The 17,946-nt window shown below is 33.3% G+C and carries 16 protein-coding genes; 5 read left to right on the forward strand and 11 right to left on the reverse strand.

Annotated elements, in window-relative coordinates:
* The first annotated feature begins 16 nt into the window (after positions 1-16).
* From aceA to QYS49_RS15145, 3 genes are all read left to right on the forward strand, one after another.
* On the forward strand, positions 17-1,291 hold the full coding sequence (gene aceA / locus QYS49_RS15135) for an isocitrate lyase (RefSeq protein WP_308348466.1): 1,275 nt from the start codon (positions 17-19) through the stop codon (positions 1,289-1,291).
* Positions 1,292-1,691: 400 nt separating this feature from the next.
* Positions 1,692-2,645 (forward strand): aldo/keto reductase, encoded by a 954-nt coding sequence (locus QYS49_RS15140; RefSeq protein WP_308348468.1) that lies wholly within the window; start codon positions 1,692-1,694, stop codon positions 2,643-2,645.
* A 413-nt stretch (positions 2,646-3,058) separates the two neighbouring features.
* The gene (locus QYS49_RS15145; protein ID WP_308348470.1) at positions 3,059-4,621 is read left to right on the forward strand and encodes a S1C family serine protease; all 1,563 of its coding nucleotides are present in this window, start codon (positions 3,059-3,061) and stop codon (positions 4,619-4,621) included.
* 117 nt (positions 4,622-4,738) lie between these two features.
* Here QYS49_RS15145 and QYS49_RS15150 read toward each other — a convergent pair whose 3' ends face one another.
* The 3 genes from QYS49_RS15150 to QYS49_RS15160 form a co-directional block, all read right to left on the reverse strand.
* Positions 4,739-5,680 (reverse strand): nucleoside hydrolase, encoded by a 942-nt coding sequence (locus QYS49_RS15150; RefSeq protein ID WP_308348472.1) that lies wholly within the window; start codon positions 5,678-5,680, stop codon positions 4,739-4,741.
* A gap of 676 nt (positions 5,681-6,356) precedes the next feature.
* On the reverse strand, positions 6,357-6,929 hold the full coding sequence (locus QYS49_RS15155) for a hypothetical protein (protein ID WP_308348473.1): 573 nt from the start codon (positions 6,927-6,929) through the stop codon (positions 6,357-6,359).
* Positions 6,930-6,993: 64 nt separating this feature from the next.
* Entirely contained in the window at positions 6,994-8,484 is a 1,491-nt protein-coding gene (locus tag QYS49_RS15160) for a nitrilase-related carbon-nitrogen hydrolase (RefSeq protein ID WP_308348474.1), read from the reverse strand.
* A 511-nt stretch (positions 8,485-8,995) separates the two neighbouring features.
* Here QYS49_RS15160 and QYS49_RS15165 point away from each other — a divergent pair.
* The gene (locus QYS49_RS15165; protein WP_308348475.1) at positions 8,996-9,250 is read left to right on the forward strand and encodes a hypothetical protein; all 255 of its coding nucleotides are present in this window, start codon (positions 8,996-8,998) and stop codon (positions 9,248-9,250) included.
* Positions 9,251-9,268: 18 nt separating this feature from the next.
* Positions 9,269-9,754 carry a helix-turn-helix transcriptional regulator gene (locus QYS49_RS15170; RefSeq protein ID WP_308348477.1) on the forward strand — a complete coding sequence of 162 codons (486 nt, stop codon included), beginning with the start codon at positions 9,269-9,271 and terminating at the stop codon, positions 9,752-9,754.
* A gap of 309 nt (positions 9,755-10,063) precedes the next feature.
* On the opposite strand, the gene QYS49_RS15175 is transcribed toward QYS49_RS15170, so the two are convergent.
* The 8 genes from QYS49_RS15175 to QYS49_RS15210 form a co-directional block, all read right to left on the reverse strand.
* Positions 10,064-10,816 (reverse strand): hypothetical protein, encoded by a 753-nt coding sequence (locus QYS49_RS15175; protein WP_308348479.1) that lies wholly within the window; start codon positions 10,814-10,816, stop codon positions 10,064-10,066.
* Between the two features lie 134 nt (positions 10,817-10,950).
* Positions 10,951-12,492: a Helicase associated domain protein gene (locus QYS49_RS15180; RefSeq protein WP_308348481.1), complete on the reverse strand. Its 1,542-nt coding sequence runs from the start codon at positions 12,490-12,492 to the stop codon at positions 10,951-10,953.
* 145 nt (positions 12,493-12,637) lie between these two features.
* Positions 12,638-14,512 carry a P-loop NTPase fold protein gene (locus QYS49_RS15185; RefSeq protein ID WP_308348483.1) on the reverse strand — a complete coding sequence of 625 codons (1,875 nt, stop codon included), beginning with the start codon at positions 14,510-14,512 and terminating at the stop codon, positions 12,638-12,640.
* 280 nt (positions 14,513-14,792) lie between these two features.
* Entirely contained in the window at positions 14,793-14,981 is a 189-nt protein-coding gene (locus tag QYS49_RS15190; protein WP_308348484.1) for a GNAT family N-acetyltransferase, read from the reverse strand.
* Positions 14,982-15,177: 196 nt separating this feature from the next.
* On the reverse strand, positions 15,178-15,855 hold the full coding sequence (locus QYS49_RS15195) for a response regulator transcription factor (protein WP_308348486.1): 678 nt from the start codon (positions 15,853-15,855) through the stop codon (positions 15,178-15,180).
* A complete protein-coding gene (locus QYS49_RS15200; RefSeq protein ID WP_308348488.1) occupies positions 15,852-16,628 on the reverse strand; it encodes a sensor histidine kinase in 777 nt (258 codons plus the stop codon). The genes QYS49_RS15195 and QYS49_RS15200 overlap by 4 nt, the downstream gene beginning before the upstream one ends.
* Complete coding sequence (locus tag QYS49_RS15205; RefSeq protein ID WP_308348489.1) at positions 16,601-17,245, reverse strand: hypothetical protein; 645 nt, start codon at positions 17,243-17,245, stop codon at positions 16,601-16,603. The genes QYS49_RS15200 and QYS49_RS15205 overlap by 28 nt, the downstream gene beginning before the upstream one ends.
* Positions 17,242-17,946, reverse strand: coding sequence for a hypothetical protein (locus QYS49_RS15210; protein WP_308348490.1), 705 nt, complete (start codon positions 17,944-17,946; stop codon positions 17,242-17,244). Before QYS49_RS15210 ends, QYS49_RS15205 begins: the two co-directional genes overlap by 4 nt.

Genomic DNA, 17,946 nt, shown 5'->3' on the forward strand with positions numbered 1-17,946 from the left:
ATAAAATATAAACGACATGGATACTCAAGAAAAAATTCACCAAATAAAAACAGATTGGGAAACTAACCCAAGATGGAAAGATGTAGAACGTACATACACTGCTGAAGAAGTAGTGAAATTAGCAGGAACTGTGAAAATTGACCATAGTTTAGCCCGATTAGGTGCTGAAAGATTATGGGATTTATTAAAAAAAGAAGAATTTGTTTCTGGCTTAGGTGCTCTAACTGGAAACCAAGCCATACAAGAAGTTCAAGCTGGTTTAAAAGCCATTTACTTAAGTGGATGGCAAGTAGCAGCTGATGCTAACCTAGCTGGCCAAATGTACCCTGATCAGAGCTTATATCCTGCCGACAGTGTACCAAATGTTGTAAAGCGTATCAACAATGCCTTACTAAGAGCAGATCAAATTCAATCCGTAAGCGGAGAAGGTGATATTCATTGGATGGCTCCTATAGTAGCAGATGCTGAAGCAGGATTTGGAGGTAATTTGAATGCTTTTGAATTAATGAAAGGTATGATTGAAGCTGGAGCAGCTGGTGTTCATTTTGAAGATCAATTATCTTCAGCTAAGAAATGTGGTCACTTAGGCGGGAAAGTTTTAGTACCCACTCAGGAGGCAATCAATAAACTAATCTCAGCAAGACTTGCAACAGATGTGATGGGAGTTCCTACTATCATCATTGCAAGAACTGATGCTGATGCTGCTAATTTATTAACCTCGGATGTAGATGAAAGAGATCGTCAATTTCTAACTGGTGAAAGATCCGATGAAGGATTCTTTGGTGTGAAAAATGGATTGGAGCAGGCCATCAATAGAGGTCTTGCATATGCACCTTATGCTGATTTGGTATGGTGTGAAACCTCACATCCTGATTTGGGTGAAGCAAGGGAATTTGCTCAAGCGATAAAAGAAAAATATCCTGATAAAATGCTTGCTTATAACTGCTCACCATCATTCAACTGGGCCGCAAAACTAACTGAAAGTGAAATGTTGGAGTACCGCGAAAAACTAGCTGAAATGGGATATAAATTCCAGTTCATCACATTAGCTGGATTCCATGCTTTAAATACTGCGATGTTTGAATTGGCTACTGCTTACAAAAACAAAGGAATGGCCGGATACTCTGAATTGCAGGAAAGAGAATTTGCTTTACAGAAACAAGGTTTCAAAGCAGTAAAACACCAAGCTTTTGTGGGAACAGGCTATTTTGATGCCGTTCAAAATGCTGTTACACAAGGAAAATCTTCTACTACTGCCCTAAAAGGCTCAACTGAAGAAGCTCAATTTTAAAATATCGTTTCCGTAGTTTACACCGAAAGGTGTTTCATGTAAAAAAGGCTTCTGAAAGGAAGTCTTTTTTCATTATAACTCTCCTATTTCAGTCTCTTTCAAACTCCATTTAACATCTTAATTTTATTAATAAACCCATCAAGTTAATTAAACTCAGGTTAATACTTGAATATCTCATTTTGTGTAATTTGTCTGTTAGGCTCTTTTAAAGTTCATTTCTTAATTCGTGAATATTTAAGGTGACAGCAATGAAAATGAGACTACTTCGCTGCTGTTTCATTTTGAATGCAGACTTGCTTACCACCTCAAACATTACTCTCAATAATGCACAAATTCACATTTTATTCAACATAATGTAGTTGAAGTAGTATAATAACATAGACTAACCATAAACATTCATATGAGAAATTTAACTTTTAGAAACGGTGATATTTTACCCGCTTTAGGACTAGGAACCTGGAAATCAGAGACTGGAGAGGTTTATAAAGCAGTATTGGAAGCCATTAAGGTAGGTTACCGCCATATTGATTGCGCCTACATATATGGAAATGAAAAAGAAATCGGGGATGCTCTTCAAAAAGCTTTTAATGATGGTTTGTGCACTCGAAAAGAAATATTCATCACTTCTAAATTGTGGAACAATGCCCACTTGCCAGAAGATGTGGAACCTGCGCTTAAGCAAACTTTAAAAGACTTACAGTTAGATTACTTAGACCTATATCTAATGCACTGGCCGGTGGCTCAAAAGCCTGAATCACAATTCCCAGAATCAGGGGATGACTTTTTAGGACAAGACAATGCCCCTATTCAAAAGACCTGGAAAGCTATGGAAAAATTGGTAGACGCTGGGCTCACCAAACATATAGGTGTAGCAAATTTCAATATCACTAATCTGGAGAAATTAAGAGAAATTGCCACCATCAAACCTGAAATGAATCAGGTAGAGTTACATCCTAGATTGGTTCAAGAAGATTTGGTTACATTCTGCAAAAAGCATGACATTTTGATGACGGCTTATTCTCCTTTAGGTTCGAAAGATAGAGCCAGTCAAATGAAAAAGGATGATGAACCGGATTTATTTGAATTGGATGTTATTAAAAATATTGCAGATAAATACAATAAAACTCCAGCACAGATTTTAATTGCTTATGCCTTAAATCGTGGTATTTCAGTTATTCCAAAATCAACAAATCCTGGAAGAATAAAGCAAAACCTAGAAGCAGATAAGATAGATTTAAGCAGAGATGAAGTAGAAGCCATCAGCAAAGAAGATGAGAATTATCGTTTTGTAGATGGTAGCTTCTGGACACAGGACGGCTCTCCTTATACTATGGAAGATTTTTGGGGAAAGTGATTAATTAATAATTAGTAATTTTTTAATTAATAATTTAACCAGCCAACGGAAGTGGATTTCGTTGGCTGTTTTAGTTTATAGAGATACTATTCATTTAAAATAAAAAATTACCCTAGGGATTAAACCTTAATAAAAATCAATTATTGATTTACTGCTCCCCTCCTACCAGCTTCTTTCTTATTCACATAATCCTCTATCAATCAATATAAATGCGTGTAAAAGAATATGAAATAATATCCTTTTAGATTCATCTGGAAAGTTATAGCCTTAATCTTATGATTAATGGCATTAAACTAAACAATAATAAAATATTCATATATGAACCATTTAAATAAACAATTTATATTAAGTTTACGAGATTAAACAAAAAATCATTTCTATTAAAACCTAATTGTTCAAATTAATTTTTTTTTATGCGTATTAAAGCAATTGCGATACTTTTTATCGCTATAATTTTCAGTTCAAGCTGTGCAAGTATTCTAAACCCAAAGTATCAAAAAATAGAGATTCAAAAAGAGAAAGGGAGTAAAGTATTGGTGAATGGTGAGGATCCTAAATTAAAAAAAGGGCAAGTAGCCCTTGAAAGAAATAAAAAACCAAAACAAATAACCATCATTAAGGAAGGGAAAAAAGATGCTAACTTTGTAGTCAATAGTTATAAAAAAAGTCCACTTTACATCCTTTCATGGATACCATTTGGTATATATGGGACATTTTTGTTAGACAATTATCCAAGATCTTATAATTATGATAAGATTCTTACTGTTGGTAAACTCGAATCAGCTTTAATACTAAAACCTGAGGGAGCAAAAGATATTAAAATCAATACTGTCAGCTTAAATATAAAACCTGAAGATTATAAATACAGATCTATTAATGGATATAAAAGTTTTAAAAAGAAACCGAATAAGGTAGAGCTAGAGCCCTTCGATACTGATGAGGAGATCAAAATAGAAGAATCTATTTTTTCTCATAGTCTTAATGAATTACTTAAGAATAACGGATATATAGATACTACTAGAAATGTTCTGAAAAACAGCTTTTCTAATAACTTATATATAAATGCCAATGTAAATAAAGTTTCTATTCATGAAATATTTACGGGTTATAAAAACTCAGTATATAATAAAGGGTCTTTCTATTATGTAGATTTAAATATTGAATGGGAAATATTAGATATCTATAAAGAAACTATCTATACCCAAACAACTGAAGTAACCTCTGGTGAATTTGCTGCATTAGGTAAATCTGATTCAAAAGAAATTGATGCCTTAAGATTAGCCGTTGATGATGGTGTTGAATTAGGCCTGATCAAATTCATAAACTCAGAAAAAGTACAAGAAGCTTTAATGGACAAATCTTTTGAAGAAGAAAGCAATTCTTTCGAAGAATTAAGTATTAAAAATAACAATAATTATGTTAGCAATCTAAATGAGGCAGTACAGTCATCTGTAACAATTAAACACGACAAAAGTCATGGAAGTGGATTTGTTATTGGTTCAGACGGGTATATTTTAACTAATTACCATGTTATAAATACGGCAAATGAAAATAGTAGAGTTGTATTCAATGATAAGTCTGAATATGAATTTGAGGTAGTTCGGTCTAGTAAGCTATATGACTTGGCATTGGTAAAAGTAGAGAAAACCAACTTGATGCCTTTTAAAATGAATATGGATAAAAACATCCCAATTGCGACAGATATCTATGCAGTGGGAACTCCTACTGCTCAAGACTTATCTCAAACAGTTTCTAAAGGAATTATTTCAGGATTAAGAGACTATGTAAATGGCTCTAAGCTAATTCAAACGGATGCCAGTATCAATGGTGGAAATAGTGGAGGTGCATTAGCAACAAAAAATGGACTTGTTTTCGGAGTTGTAAGTGCAAAATTAAAAGGGATTGGAATAGAGGGTGTTGCCTTCGGTATTCCTGCCTATGAGGTAACAGATAAATTAAAATTAAATATTAATTAAGATTTAAACTTAATAATTGGAAAAGCCAATGGAAATGGATTCCGTTGGCTATTTTTTTATATTTTTATTCACAGCAAAAGTAAAAATTGGACTTATAACCACATATACACCTAACATTTATATCGAAATTGATGGATCTAGGCTTACTTCTGATTTTAATTGATTCAAAACGTACTCATAAAACACTTCTTTATCTACATCAATTGCTATTTTTAAAGGATGACCCGTTTCACTCAATAGCGTTTGCCCCGCATTAGGAGGTCTGTCACTTACAGAAGCTTTCACTTCCTCTACTGTAAAATTCTCAGGCATCGAAATAAAGCAAGTCGCTAAAACATCCCACATAAAATATACATAGTGATAGCTAGGAATAGTGTCAATAGTTAAGGCCCATAATTGACCAGCTAAATTTGATAAAAAGTGATCTGATTGATAGGCTAACTTTGACAAAAAATCTTTAGTTACAGGAACATGGTTGGTAACATCCAAGGGAATACAAACCAATGGAAGCTCTAATTCAAATAATTCTTTTGAACTTTTGGGATCCCAATATATATTCCATTCTGCCGTTCCATTATGTTGGTAAGTCTGTACATTTCCTTGCGTTCTAAATGCCCCAGCCATCCATACTACTTGCTCAATTTTATCTTTTATATGGGGCGCTCTTTTTATTGCTTCTACTAAATTTGAGCATGGGCCTGTAATTAAAATAGTTACAAGGCTTTTCGCATTTGTCAATTGATCAATTAATAAATCGACTGCCTCTGGAAGGGAATAAGGATTTAAATCATAGCTCGCATTGATGAGAGAAGGTAAAGCATTAATCACTTCTGGCCTTGCTCTCCATTCATTAGGAAAAGCATTTATCCCATTTTTATCACTTCGCCCTATAGGAATATTTTCTTCGCCAAACAGTTGTAATACTTTGTAAGAACTCTCAATTGCTGGCTCTATAAAACAATCAGCCGGTGTTACATTTACCCCAATAACTTCTACATCTTTCATGGTAAGCAGTAGCAATTGAGAAAGTAAATCATCAATTGCGCCATCATGTTCCATGAATACTAAGTTTTTTGTCTTTCATGTGTTTAAATTTATTTCCTAAGGCCACAACTTGTCCCGTATTCATCGGAATAAAACTTATGCTCATTTCATATTAATTTCCTTTTTATTGATAATTTACCTTGAAACATTCTTGGTTAAAAGGATTTAGCTAGCCTATGATTTGATTGCTAAATATAAAAGAAATAATTATCTCACTAAAAGATTCTTCCTACCTTCTATCTTATTCACATAATCCTCTATCAAAATATATAAAACCGTGTTAAAGAATACATAAATACCAAATCCAAATAATATTACTTTCCTAACAAACATTATTTTCTCCTAAGTTATTTTAGTACTTCCTAATTCTGTACAACTCTTTCCTAAATATTTTTTGGCTTTCCTGAGTAATAATTTACACTTCCTAAAACTTAGGAAGTGATTTTTTTCATCAGGACTTATTTAAAGCAGGTTTAGCATGTTTAAAGAAATGCTTGAACTCCTAATATTTGTAGATATATTAAGGGTTTAGGCATGAGGATTTCATTTCAAACCGAAAAGTTTAGGAAGAAAAGAGTGATTACGGCATTAAGGGAAAAGTCCAAGCGGACGCTTGAACTATAGGGGGTTAGCCATAAAGAAGCTCCATAACTAAATAGATAAGTCAGAAGAGAATCTTTTCGTCACAGATTCAAGCATTGATTGGTTGTGCAATGTTTTTTGCATCTTTTCTGAATAAAAGTAAAGCAAGTCCAGTAGCAAAAACTAAACAACTGAATAACATTAAATTTCCATTATTCCAGATAAAAAAGGAAAGACCAACAAAGGGTGCGCCTATTATTACCATAGTCGCACTTATGGGATTTGTTTTTATAAAGTTTAAGGCGTGAGTTGATAGTCCTAAAAAGAGTAAAGATGGCCCAACAATAACAAATGGATACAAAATTGATGGAGTATTACTTATTTGCTCGCGTAACAGGTCTCTTCCAACATTATCCGTTCCAAAACTCCACATAATAAAGTCAATAGTGCAAAGTCCAATGTGCCCAATAACTCCTAATGCAGTTATTACTGAGGCAACGGAATTAATCCTGTTTTTTGGAAACACATCATTAAATGAAAACAGTAAAACTGCACCAATCAAATTAAACCAATGCGCTAAATCGATATGTTTTTGAGCATTCAAGGAAACTTGAGAAAAAAGCACATAACTCAAAACGAAAAAAAATAGGCCTATTGAACAAAGGGTTCTTGTTTTTGTCATAATTTAAATTTTAAAAAGTGTGTTTGATATTTTTATTAGGTTAAAGAGGGCGTTTTGCAATGAGCTAAGCATTAATTTTTTCAGCTTTTTTCTTTCTAATTACTGTTATGACCAAAATAAGTGAGAGCAAACAGAAAACAATAAAACTATCTCCAATGATAGAATATATGGTCTTCGTCCCTTTTGTGGGGAGTTGTGTAATCATTACTTTACTATTATCCGTAAAATGATTCATTTCACTCATCATCTTTCCTGTATAATCTGCTCCTATGGAATGGCCTAAGCTAGCTTGCCTTACCAAATTGAAGCCTTGTTCTAAGGCTCTAAATTTAGCCATATTAGTATGTAATTGGTCAATTTCTTTATAATCATTACTTGGTGCCAACAGAATGTCAGAACCTTTAGCCTCTTTTAAATAATTAGGAAAATCTAAATCAAAGCAAATTACTCCTGCAATCGTTCCATACTCAGTTTCAATTTTTTGGATTCCAGTAGCTTTATTATTACTAATTGGAGCCTCTACACCAGGAACTGAAATACCCTTCCAATAATCCATAACTTTGCTTCCATTCTTGTCAAATAATACAAATTTATTTTCAAGATATTTGCTGTTTGAAGGGTCTACTACGGCTATACCCAAACCTAAATATATATTTTGCTCAGAAGCTATTTGACTCGCTTGTTTATATAATTTATTTTCGTCCTCCTTTAGTATTACAGCATTCCCCTCTGCCCAAAAAACTATTTTGGCTCCAGCTTTTGCTTCTGCAATACTTCTTTCAAATAAATAGTCATTTAATTTCGATGTATTTCTTCTCGCCTTAATTTTAGCATCATTTGCAGTTTCCTTGTCATTAATTCCCTGAATATCAATCCCAGCATTAAGGCTATCTAATGCAGAAATAGACGCTATTCGGATAGTTTCAGAATTGGGTTTTTGAAATTGCACACGATAACCACCATAGCATAAGGTGAAGACCAAAACAAGACTATAAATAAGCACTCCCTTTTTTACAGTTCTCCATTCATTTCTTTGCTCATAAATCCAATTGCTAACAGAGGCAAACCAGGTAATTAAAAAAGTGATATACCCCATCCCAAAAACAGAAATAGACTGCAATAAAATATGCTGTGATTGCTGTGTATAGGCAAAATGACCCCATGTACCGTATTGATTCAATTGATGATAGGCATATTCCATTAAAACAGCAGCAGTTGGAAAGATAAGTGTGGTGAGAAATGAATTATTCTTCTTTGAAAAAAATGAATCTATTAAATAAGGAAGTGAGGCAAACAAACTAAATATTGCAGCAATAAGTAAGGAAATACTTATAGGTATAAAAGGAACTACATCAAACCCTATATAATAGCCTATGCCAATAACCAAAAAAGCCATTAAAAATCCCTTCCACCTAGGTAATTTCCGAACTGCATAAAGCAACATGGCTGTAAAAACCCAAATAGCAAAAAAGACAGCGTATTGTCCATTTGAAAATATAGAAAGAATTAATAAAGTAAGGGCAAACAGAATTTTTTTGATGATATTAGCTGTCATGATAAGATTTTTGTTTTGTCTGTTTCAAAACTATTATCATAAAATCATTATAATGCTACACCAGAGTGTAGTTCTATACTATTATTTTAAATCTCTCTAGCAACACCCCTATCCAGCCAGAGGCTGACCAGCCGCTGGCTGGAATCGCCTCAAGGGGATAGCCCTCACAGATTTAAATTATCAGGAAATTTTAAGCTTTATATCTCTTTTTCAATTATTAAGCAAAAAAAAATAACAAAGAGATATGTTAATTCAAATCAAAGAATCAAGTGTGATTCCGTGCTGCTCCCCCCTTGAGGGGGGCTACGGAGGGTGTCGCAATCTGCTTTAGTAAACTTCAAGTTATCTCTTTCGAGGTTCAGTTCTCGGCCAAAGGCTGACCAACCTCGAGTTGGAAAAACTGCTAGGACTTGAAACAAAAGAAACAATTCCGTAGGCATCCCTATGATAAATAGTAGAATTACCATTAAATTCGTGGTAGAGCCTTTAAATAAAGTATCACCAAGGATTAATGGATAATAAGGATTCCTTTTTCTCGAATAGAAATACCGTAAGAGACTTGACAGCTGCAGATGTGCAAAATGCAAGCGATTATCTCGAAGTGGTGAAAGCTATCTCAAGAGCTACGAACCAAAGTATTTATATTATAGATTACCAAACAAAGGGATTTGAATACGTTAGCGATAATCCGCTTTTTTTAAGTGGCCATACTGCCGAAGAAGTTTGTGAAATGGGCTATGCCTTTTATTTCAAATATGTGCCATAAGATGATTTAGAATTGCTATTGAAAATAAATACGGTTGGTTTTGATTTTTATGAAACCCTTCCTTTAGAAGACAGAAAAGACTACTCTATATCTTATGATTTCCATTTGACTAATAATGAAGGGAAATTGATTCTGATCAATCAAAAGTTAACGCCCATATTTTTAACGGAAGAAGGTAAAATATGGAAAGCAATTTGTTTAGTCTCCTTGTCAACGCAACAGCACGCTGGCAATATTATAATACAGCGGAATAGATATAATGAAACGTATAAATATGATTTAAGTAGCTGTTGCTGGAAGCGAATAGAAAAAATAGCCTTATCAGATAGAGAAAAGGAAATACTACGATATTCAATTAGAGGATATAGTATAAATGAGATTTCCGAAAAACTATTTATTTCTTCCGATACCGTTAAGTTTCATAGAAGAAAATTATTCGAAAAATTAGAGGTGAGTAACATAAGTGAAGCTATTTCATATGCCTCTCAAAATGAGCTTATTTGATGGTTTAATAGAGTTTTTAAAGCAGATTTAAGTTTATTGGGTAGTGGTCATAAAAATATCGAAAATGCTTGTCCAGGGTGCTGGGATTGGGAGGAGGAGTTTGTGGGAGTTTTTCATGGGGTGGTTTTATGATTTACCTATAAAACCTGCTATGATGAGCGGGGATTAAAAAGCTCTAACCTTTTGTCTCGCATATAGCCACGCCTTGTTTTAAATTTATCACTTGTGGCGGACTTTACAAGTGCCACCAAAGTATCCTGACCGATTAAACCCCATTCATAGTCCCTATGTTGTGAGGAGTTTAATATATTAGAATCTCACCTCTAATATTTGTAATTCCTTGTCAAGAAATTGATTCAACTCATTGTTTTCGAGCATTTCCTTAATTTTCTTTAATCCATCAATATACTCAGATTCAGCTTCGGCATTGGTTATAATATCTTTTTCAAAGTTTAATTCGGTTTCTATTATGTAATGACAGAAACCAAGTAAGGAAATATAATCCTTAGTGTCCTTAAGCAATTGTTGATCTTGGAGCTTAGATGTATCAGTGTTTAGGTTTTGAATTAATTTCTTGTAATTGGCTGAGTTATGAAAGCAAAAATTTAGTTGATCATAAAGTCTACTAGGTAAATGTTTTGGATAAATGTCAGATTTTAAAATCGTCTCTAGTGTTACTGGGAAGGGAATTTCAGAACTACGTAAAATCCCAACGTTCAAAACACTATCATGCTTGATAATATGCTTTCCATAATACTTACCAAGTTCATCTTTGTACCCATCAAACATCATTCCTTGTACAGTTTCTACATCGCTTAGGGCAACTTCCAAATATTTGAAAGTGCTAGCCCTATTTTGACGTTCAACTTCAATTTCATTAAAGTAGAGTCCAAGTGTGATACCCAGAAACGTACTTGATAAGCCAATAATAGATGTAAAAAATGTGTTGTAACGTTCTTTTCTTTCCTTTGAACCTAGAATTAAGTTAAAGATTATACTAATAATTAATATCCCTAAACTGATTATAGCAATTAGTTTCATAGCCTGCTTGATATTCCTCACAACGTTAAGTATAAGCCTGGTGCAGGATTTCGGAGCAATTCACTATACGGTTACTGCTAAGTTTATTAGGAGTAAAAATGCTCAATTTTAACGATTCGACCCACATTATGCTTATACAATATTGTACAGCGATTTTACATTATTTTTTCGTCCTTTAGTCTTTTTTGTTTCCATTCTGGTAATTTGTCAAACTTATGTCTCCATTGAGCCAAATTATCTCTTTCTTTTTTAAAAGTCCCTGCTGGTGGATTTAATACTGGATATTGATATCTGAAACTTAAAAATTCTTGTAATTGTTTTTCAAAAGAATCAATATGTTTATTTGTCTCATGGTCAAAATCAACTCCAAGTTCTAGTAATAAATCAACCCTTTCTCCATCTAGGTATCTAATAGTTCCATTTGACTTTTTTCTTCCTTTTCTCTTTAAATGTCTTTGATCATTTAACCATCTACCAAGTTTATTTTGAGTACCATCAGGGTTAGTTTGGGGGACATGGGCATCTCCGTGCATTACTGTCCATTCTTTTAGTTCCTGATACCTATCCATCCATTGATTATTTCTTGGATTAAACTCTGGTAAGTCTTTTGACCATATAAAATCCAAATCATTCAACTTTTCAATTTTATAGTCACTCAAAACTTCTTGATTGTTATAGGTTCTTTGCATTGCGACCCAATTACCTAAAGAATAAAATGTATCATTCTTATCTCTAGTGTGTGGAACATCAGAGTTTCCGTAATCATCAAAATATGCTTTTAAAAGTTCATAATTTTCTTCCCATATTCTAGCCCATCTTATTTCGTGGCCATCACCAAAATAAAAACCAACCTTTTCTAACTTTTTCTTATGGTCGAGAGGGATAGTTCCATTAGTATTAAAAATTTTTTGTTTCCTGTACCATGTATAAAGAGAACGGTTTTCATAATCACGAGGAACAGTTACTTCGTTATTTTTCTTTTTGAATTCTACGAATTCATTAAAGAAATTTTGCCATGTTTCAAGGTATTGTTTAGTTATTTTATATTCGTAAGTTCGATATGAACCGCCACCGCCATTAGATTCACTTTTCTTTTTTTCAGCCCCTTCTGTTTCTAAGTATTCTGTTAAATCAAGGTCAATATCATCATCATCTGGTTCACCATTGGCATTAATAAATGAATTCAAATGATTTAGTAATCGAAGGATACTTTTGTGTGATAGAATTTCAAATTTTGGCTCAATGGTATTTTTTATTGAGTTTTCAAGTTCATTTAATCCATCTTCTTCAGTTACAGTAACACCCCATTCATGGTTTATGTAAAGTCCACTGTCCGTGAAATTTGCAGAACTAATTAAACCTCCAACATAGTTACTTGAATTCTTGAAAATGTAAATTTTACCATGCAATTTATTATTAAGGGATATCTTACACTCAATTTCACCTGATTTAATTTTAGGTATTTCAATTAGTGATTTAAGAGAATAGACCTTCTTTATTTGGTCAATAGAGTTAGGCTGTAAAGTGGTGATAAGATTGATTTTTTTTAATCCACTTAAAACTTCATTGTTAAATAGAATATTAAAGTCTCTCATTAAATATGGACTTGCAATAAACAACTCATCTGACTTTCTAATCATGTCAAGTATATATTTCTTGTGATTACTGTTTTCAGATAGATTGTCAATTATTTTCATGTTCGTTTAAATGCTGTCCAACGTCCAACTAAAATGAGTATGCGCCCAAAGTGCTAGAAGCACGTGAGTTGCTATTTTGAATTATCCCTGCAAAGTACTCAGATCGCATATTCATTTTAGTGTTTGTTAGCAATATTTTTATATTCTATTTTGTTGGAAAGTTAGCCAATGATTGATCTATATACTTGATAAGAAATTTCCAAGTAGAATTTCTTAAATTATTGGTTTTCATGCTTTTCCTCGACTCAAGTCGTTTTTTTAATTTCTCTAGGAAGTCCTTTTCTGGAAACAACTTTTCGTAAATGTGTTGTCTATACCTTTCCTGAAAAAGAAAAGCTATTTCAATGATTTCCTTGTTTGATAAATTCAAAATGGCAGAATAAACTTTAGTAAATGAGAGTTTTGTCCAGAAGGGTTGAAATCTGAACATGTTTTCTCTACTTCTCGCCTCTTCAACAAACTTGTTAAAGTCTGTCTTCATAATTTGAAAAAGCTCTTCCGTTTTATCAGTATTACGGTTTGTCTCAATTTGGTTATTTACTTCAAGGCAGTATTTCATTATCTCGATCACATCATCTTTAAATTCTGTATCCTCACTAATTGAAAGTTGAAACCTTAAATGAGACACATGTTTGAAATTCTCTTTTCCTTTTGAGATCCCCTTTTTTATTCTACTTTTTAAGCGATCTAGGTCATATCCAAGGACATTGTTAAACCTTGAAGAAAAATGGAAAACAGTAGCATAATCCTTCAAAGGGTATTTCCCTTGTTCTGCAAATTCTATCATTTGGTTAGTTAACTTTCTATATGACTTATCAGAAAGATCAAGACAATCAAAATAACAAAGTTGATTATAAACTTTTTGATAATCTGGAACACTCCCATCCTCAACGATGAAATAACCTTTTAGCTCCTCCTTTAAACTTGCCTCAATAAAGGCATTTTGACCAGTTAGGTACGTAAGTATTGAATGAAAATAATAGTACCTTTTGCTTCCAAAGTATACTTCCTTAAAGGTTTGTGAATAGCTTTTTTGCTTCTCACCATCTTCATTGCCTGAATCATTTCTTAGGAATTCATTAAAATTAGGTACATTCCTTTGGTTTTCCATTATTTCATTGAAATTGGTGGAATTAAGTTTGCCTAACTTGTACTCAAATGATGCAGCCAATGAGAAATTCAGTACAGCTTTCTGTTTCTCCCTCTCATTGATCTTAAAATCTTTATCGGATTGAAAGAGATTGGTTAATCCATAAAATATGATCTTAAAATGCTCTAAGAAAAAAATAAGGTTTCTTAGGTTGTCCTCATTCTTCTTAATTACTTCGACAATCAAAGATTTGTTCTCGGTGAGGAACTTATGATAAAGTTTGAATGGGCTTTTATAACGTTGGTCAATTATCTCGTCAAATGCACTCTTGCTTTTTGGTTTAAATTCAACAGAAACCCCAATAACTTTTTCCTGAAGTTCGCTTTGATAGTCGTCATCTTCAAGAAGTTTCTGAATATTGGCGATTAAAATGATCTTAGCTCCTTGGTTTTCAACAAGGGTATTAATAAAGCCAAATACTTCTTTGATATTAAGGTTGTCGCTTTTTCTATCAATGTCATCAAAACAAAGGACAAGTTGATCATAATTGATCCAATCCTTCTTTGTGACATTGACATCTGCAATGTACTTATCAATGTCACCTAATTGATTTATCTGGGCAATACCTCTTATGATGGATTTACCTACTCCAGCCGCCAACTTAACTGCGCCATTTTTCAGAAAAGGGTGTATTGAAAGAAATATCTCTGTTTGAATATCTTCCAAACTTCTAATACCAAAAAGAGAAATATGAACAGGAATTAGCTTTTTACGATCATCCTGTAGTGAACCCAATTTAGAAATCATTGGAGCCAGATGCTCCTTAAAAAAATGGGTTTTGCCAATTCCATACTGACCGTTAATTATCACTGCATAGTTTGACTCAATCTTGAGGTATTGTTCGATGACTACTTTCAAATTATCATTCATGCAGGTAAATTATTGCTAACATTTGAACACGTACCAATCGATTTACATGAATTCGCTAATATATAGGAATAAATACACCTTGGTATATGTATTTCGCTTATGTTTTTCAGAGTCTTAAAAACCTCAGGTGTACTGTCAAAGTGAAAAGTACAATGTCGGTTTTGGGCATCAATGAACTAATAGCCTAAATATAAAAGAATTAATTTTACTTCCATCCCATGAATTATACTTTTAGTCGAAAATTTTGTACTGAATTCGATAATGAATGCTAAGTAAGCTCTCAACTCTTTACATCTTGAATTTCTTTAGTGGTGTCAAATACTTTTTTGGCAAAAGGGCAAAGGGGTATGATTTTCACATTGTTTTCTCGGGCATATTCAACTGATTTCATTACTAACTTCTTGCCTAGTCCTTTTCCGGCAAATTTTTCGGATACCCCAGTATGCATGTGCATTTCTCTGGTTTCCATAAACATGGGATAATGACATTTAAACTATCATTATTTAGCTTTTACCACTCACCTTTTTCATTAAGGCTTGAGTGGCTGATGGACTGCACTTGAGACTTTTTAAGCATTCCCTATATATAGAGAATTATACTTTTAGCCAAAAAGTGGCGGTTACTTTCTGAATTGCTATTCCGGACAACTTCACTCCCCATACCATTTATGAAAACAATGGAAACTCATCTACTGAAATCAAATGGTGTTGGGCGGCATATATCACTAAGCCGGCTGTATTTTTTGCTTCTGTTTTCAAGAGCAAATTATTCCGGTGCCCTTCCACCGTTCGCTTAGAGATGAATAAGAGTTCACTTATTTCCTGTGCTGTTTTTTGTTGACATATTAATTTCAATACCTCGAGTTCTCGACTGCTTAAAGCGCTTTCTGAATTGAGGATTGGTGCAGGTGAATTTGATGTTACTTGATTTCTGATAAATTCAACTTGTTCTGACAAAAAGTAGAAGCCTTTTTCATGGACTTCAGTAATAATTTCCACCAAGCTTTCTTTGCTAACTCCTTTCGGAATAAAAGCCGAAACGCCTAACTTAAGCATGAAACCAGTATAGGCTGGTTTATAATGTGAAGACAATATAATGACATTAATTTCTGGATAGTTTTTTTTCAATTCATCGGCTGTTTCAACGCCATTCTTACCTTCCATCTTTAAATCTAGAAGTACAATTTCGGGAAGCACTTCAAGCTCTTTTAATGTTGAAAGAAAATTGGTTCCACTTCCATAAGTCCCCATGACTTCAATAGTATTTTGCTCTTTCAGATAATTTGAAATCAATTCTAACAAAAGAATATCATCTTCAACAATTGCTAATTTTATCGTATTCATTCTAATTGATTTTGCTTGAAATGATGGAATAAAAACATGGAACAACTTCCTCTATTGATTCGGGAGTTTATTCTATAGTCCCCCTTCAGGTATTGAACTCTTGTTTCAATATTTTTCAATCCCAATCCTCTTTTATGCAATTTTGAATCAAAACCTATCCCATTATCTTTAATCCTAAGAATAAGATGGTTGTCTGATTGCCTTAAATGCAAAAAAATGCATGTTGCCTGAGCATGTTTAATGATATTCGTTAAGGTTTCTTGAATAATTCTGATAAACTGAATCTTAAAATCCACTGTATATTCAAACTGCTTACGGATATCCAATTTGGTTTTAAATTCAAATTTTGCTTGAAGTGGCGCTATGGTTTCTTGAATAAGTTCTTGCAGGGTAGAAAGCTCCATTAAAGGTGGGCTTAAATCATGGGAAATTCTTCTTGCCAAACTTATAGAATCCTCCATCAAGACTGCAATGCTGTGGTTATCCTTAAACTCCTGCTCTGCTTTAATTTGAACGGCCAATAGTTTACCTATTAATGCATCATGAATTTCTGTAGCAATCCTTTTCCGTTCTTTTTCTTGTGTGGTGATGGTCGATTGTAAAAGATCCTTTTGATGTGCGGTTTTTGCCTTGGCTTCTGCAATTTTTGTAGCAGCAATTTTGCGATAAATAAAGCGCACCAAAAGCACAATAAAGAGGATTAAAAATGATAAAAAGAAAAGGACAATTAAGATCCATTTACTAATCATTTCAGGATTTTGCCATTTTTCCATATCAAAGAGGTTAAAATGCTATAAAAAGTAAATAGAAATATGATTCGCAATACCCAGATAAAATACACCGCCATTAAATCTTCATTGATTAGAAAATTCAAGGGCAATAAAAAGATAAGCTGAAAGGCAAAAAAGACTAAACAAGCCATATTCAAAAAGGAAAAATATTGGGGCATGGGCTTGGCATGTGTAAGAGATTCAGTTAATAATAGTATACTCATGGAGACGATGGAAAATGACACCACCACACTAGAATACTCTTGAAATGCCTGCACATCATCAACATTTGTTTGGATCAGTTCTACCGCAATAAAAATGACTCCTATAATTCCGATCAGTAAGACGATGAGTTTCCTTTTAGTGACCTTATAATAGATGTAAGTAAAGATCAGGAGATCCAGCAGCCCTACCACAAAGAATAAAACAAGATTATTATTATCTAATTGACTTAAAATCCTGGAGCTTAAATCGATTATTAGGCATCCAATTAAGTACGCCCATAGCACTCGATGTATTTTATCTAATTTATTGAAGTATAAAGCACCTATAATAATGCCAAAGCATAAAATTATAGGTGAAATATAGGTGAGGTATTCAGCGTATTGTTGAAAACTCATTTAATATCGAGCTCAACCAGAACCCCATAGTCATTATAATCACCACCAAAGGGAGGTACAGGTCTTGCCAAATCTTCATAACTGGAATCCGCAGTGTCGATTGTATTTTGTGAATTCAATATTTTAAAATTGTCTGTATTGTAGACTACGATATCAGCAACATATTTTGAATTAACTTTCTTCAGAGCTAAAAAACACTCATGCTTTGTTCCTACAACGAAATCTGAGGAATCAATTCCAAAAGCCAGCATTATGGTATTATTTTCTGACTTACTACTGAAATGAGCCTCTATCCACTCTCCTCTTATTTTATCATCATTCCAATTCTCTACCCATTTAGCCACTTTTTCATATGGAAGTTTAGCAGCGTGATCTATGCTGTTTTCCAACAAATTAGAGGGTAATGGTTCTTTATGAGGTGATATTGCAGTTTTTGACAACCAGTCATTCTTTTTTTGCTTATCATCATTTTCTTCGATAAAATAGAAATTAAGCTCTCCCTCATCGGTCATTGCCAAATAAATATGCAAATAATCTGAAATTTCCCTATTCGGTTTAAAAGAGAACCTATTGCCAGCCTTCGTAAAGTAAGATTCTAAGAATGATTTGTCTTTTCTTTTATCATTCCAATTCTTAATATTTTTTTTGGGATTGCCTTTTTCAGCTGATAGGTCTAATGATGATTTGGGTTGATTTTCCAT

The sequence above is a fragment of the Marivirga salinae genome (assembly GCF_030503855.1).
Lineage (GTDB): Bacteria > Bacteroidota > Bacteroidia > Cytophagales > Cyclobacteriaceae > Marivirga > Marivirga salinarum.

What these genes read in the sequence shown, in the direction of transcription:
- aceA (WP_308348466.1), top strand. Translation starts at nt 17, where the DNA reads ATGGATACTCAAGAAAAAATTCACCAAATAAAAACAGATTGGGAAACT.
- QYS49_RS15140 (WP_308348468.1), top strand. Translation starts at nt 1,692, where the DNA reads ATGAGAAATTTAACTTTTAGAAACGGTGATATTTTACCCGCTTTAGGA.
- QYS49_RS15145 (WP_308348470.1), top strand. Translation starts at nt 3,059, where the DNA reads ATGCGTATTAAAGCAATTGCGATACTTTTTATCGCTATAATTTTCAGT.
- QYS49_RS15150 (WP_308348472.1), bottom strand. Translation starts at nt 5,680, where the DNA reads ATGGAACATGATGGCGCAATTGATGATTTACTTTCTCAATTGCTACTG.
- QYS49_RS15155 (WP_308348473.1), bottom strand. Translation starts at nt 6,929, where the DNA reads ATGACAAAAACAAGAACCCTTTGTTCAATAGGCCTATTTTTTTTCGTT.
- QYS49_RS15160 (WP_308348474.1), bottom strand. Translation starts at nt 8,484, where the DNA reads ATGACAGCTAATATCATCAAAAAAATTCTGTTTGCCCTTACTTTATTA.
- QYS49_RS15165 (WP_308348475.1), top strand. Translation starts at nt 8,996, where the DNA reads ATGGATAATAAGGATTCCTTTTTCTCGAATAGAAATACCGTAAGAGAC.
- QYS49_RS15180 (WP_308348481.1), bottom strand. Translation starts at nt 12,492, where the DNA reads ATGAAAATAATTGACAATCTATCTGAAAACAGTAATCACAAGAAATAT.
- QYS49_RS15185 (WP_308348483.1), bottom strand. Translation starts at nt 14,512, where the DNA reads ATGAATGATAATTTGAAAGTAGTCATCGAACAATACCTCAAGATTGAG.
- QYS49_RS15190 (WP_308348484.1), bottom strand. Translation starts at nt 14,981, where the DNA reads ATGGAAACCAGAGAAATGCACATGCATACTGGGGTATCCGAAAAATTT.
- QYS49_RS15195 (WP_308348486.1), bottom strand. Translation starts at nt 15,855, where the DNA reads ATGAATACGATAAAATTAGCAATTGTTGAAGATGATATTCTTTTGTTA.
- QYS49_RS15200 (WP_308348488.1), bottom strand. Translation starts at nt 16,628, where the DNA reads ATGGAAAAATGGCAAAATCCTGAAATGATTAGTAAATGGATCTTAATT.
- QYS49_RS15205 (WP_308348489.1), bottom strand. Translation starts at nt 17,245, where the DNA reads ATGAGTTTTCAACAATACGCTGAATACCTCACCTATATTTCACCTATA.
- QYS49_RS15210 (WP_308348490.1), bottom strand. Translation starts at nt 17,946, where the DNA reads ATGGAAAATCAACCCAAATCATCATTAGACCTATCAGCTGAAAAAGGC.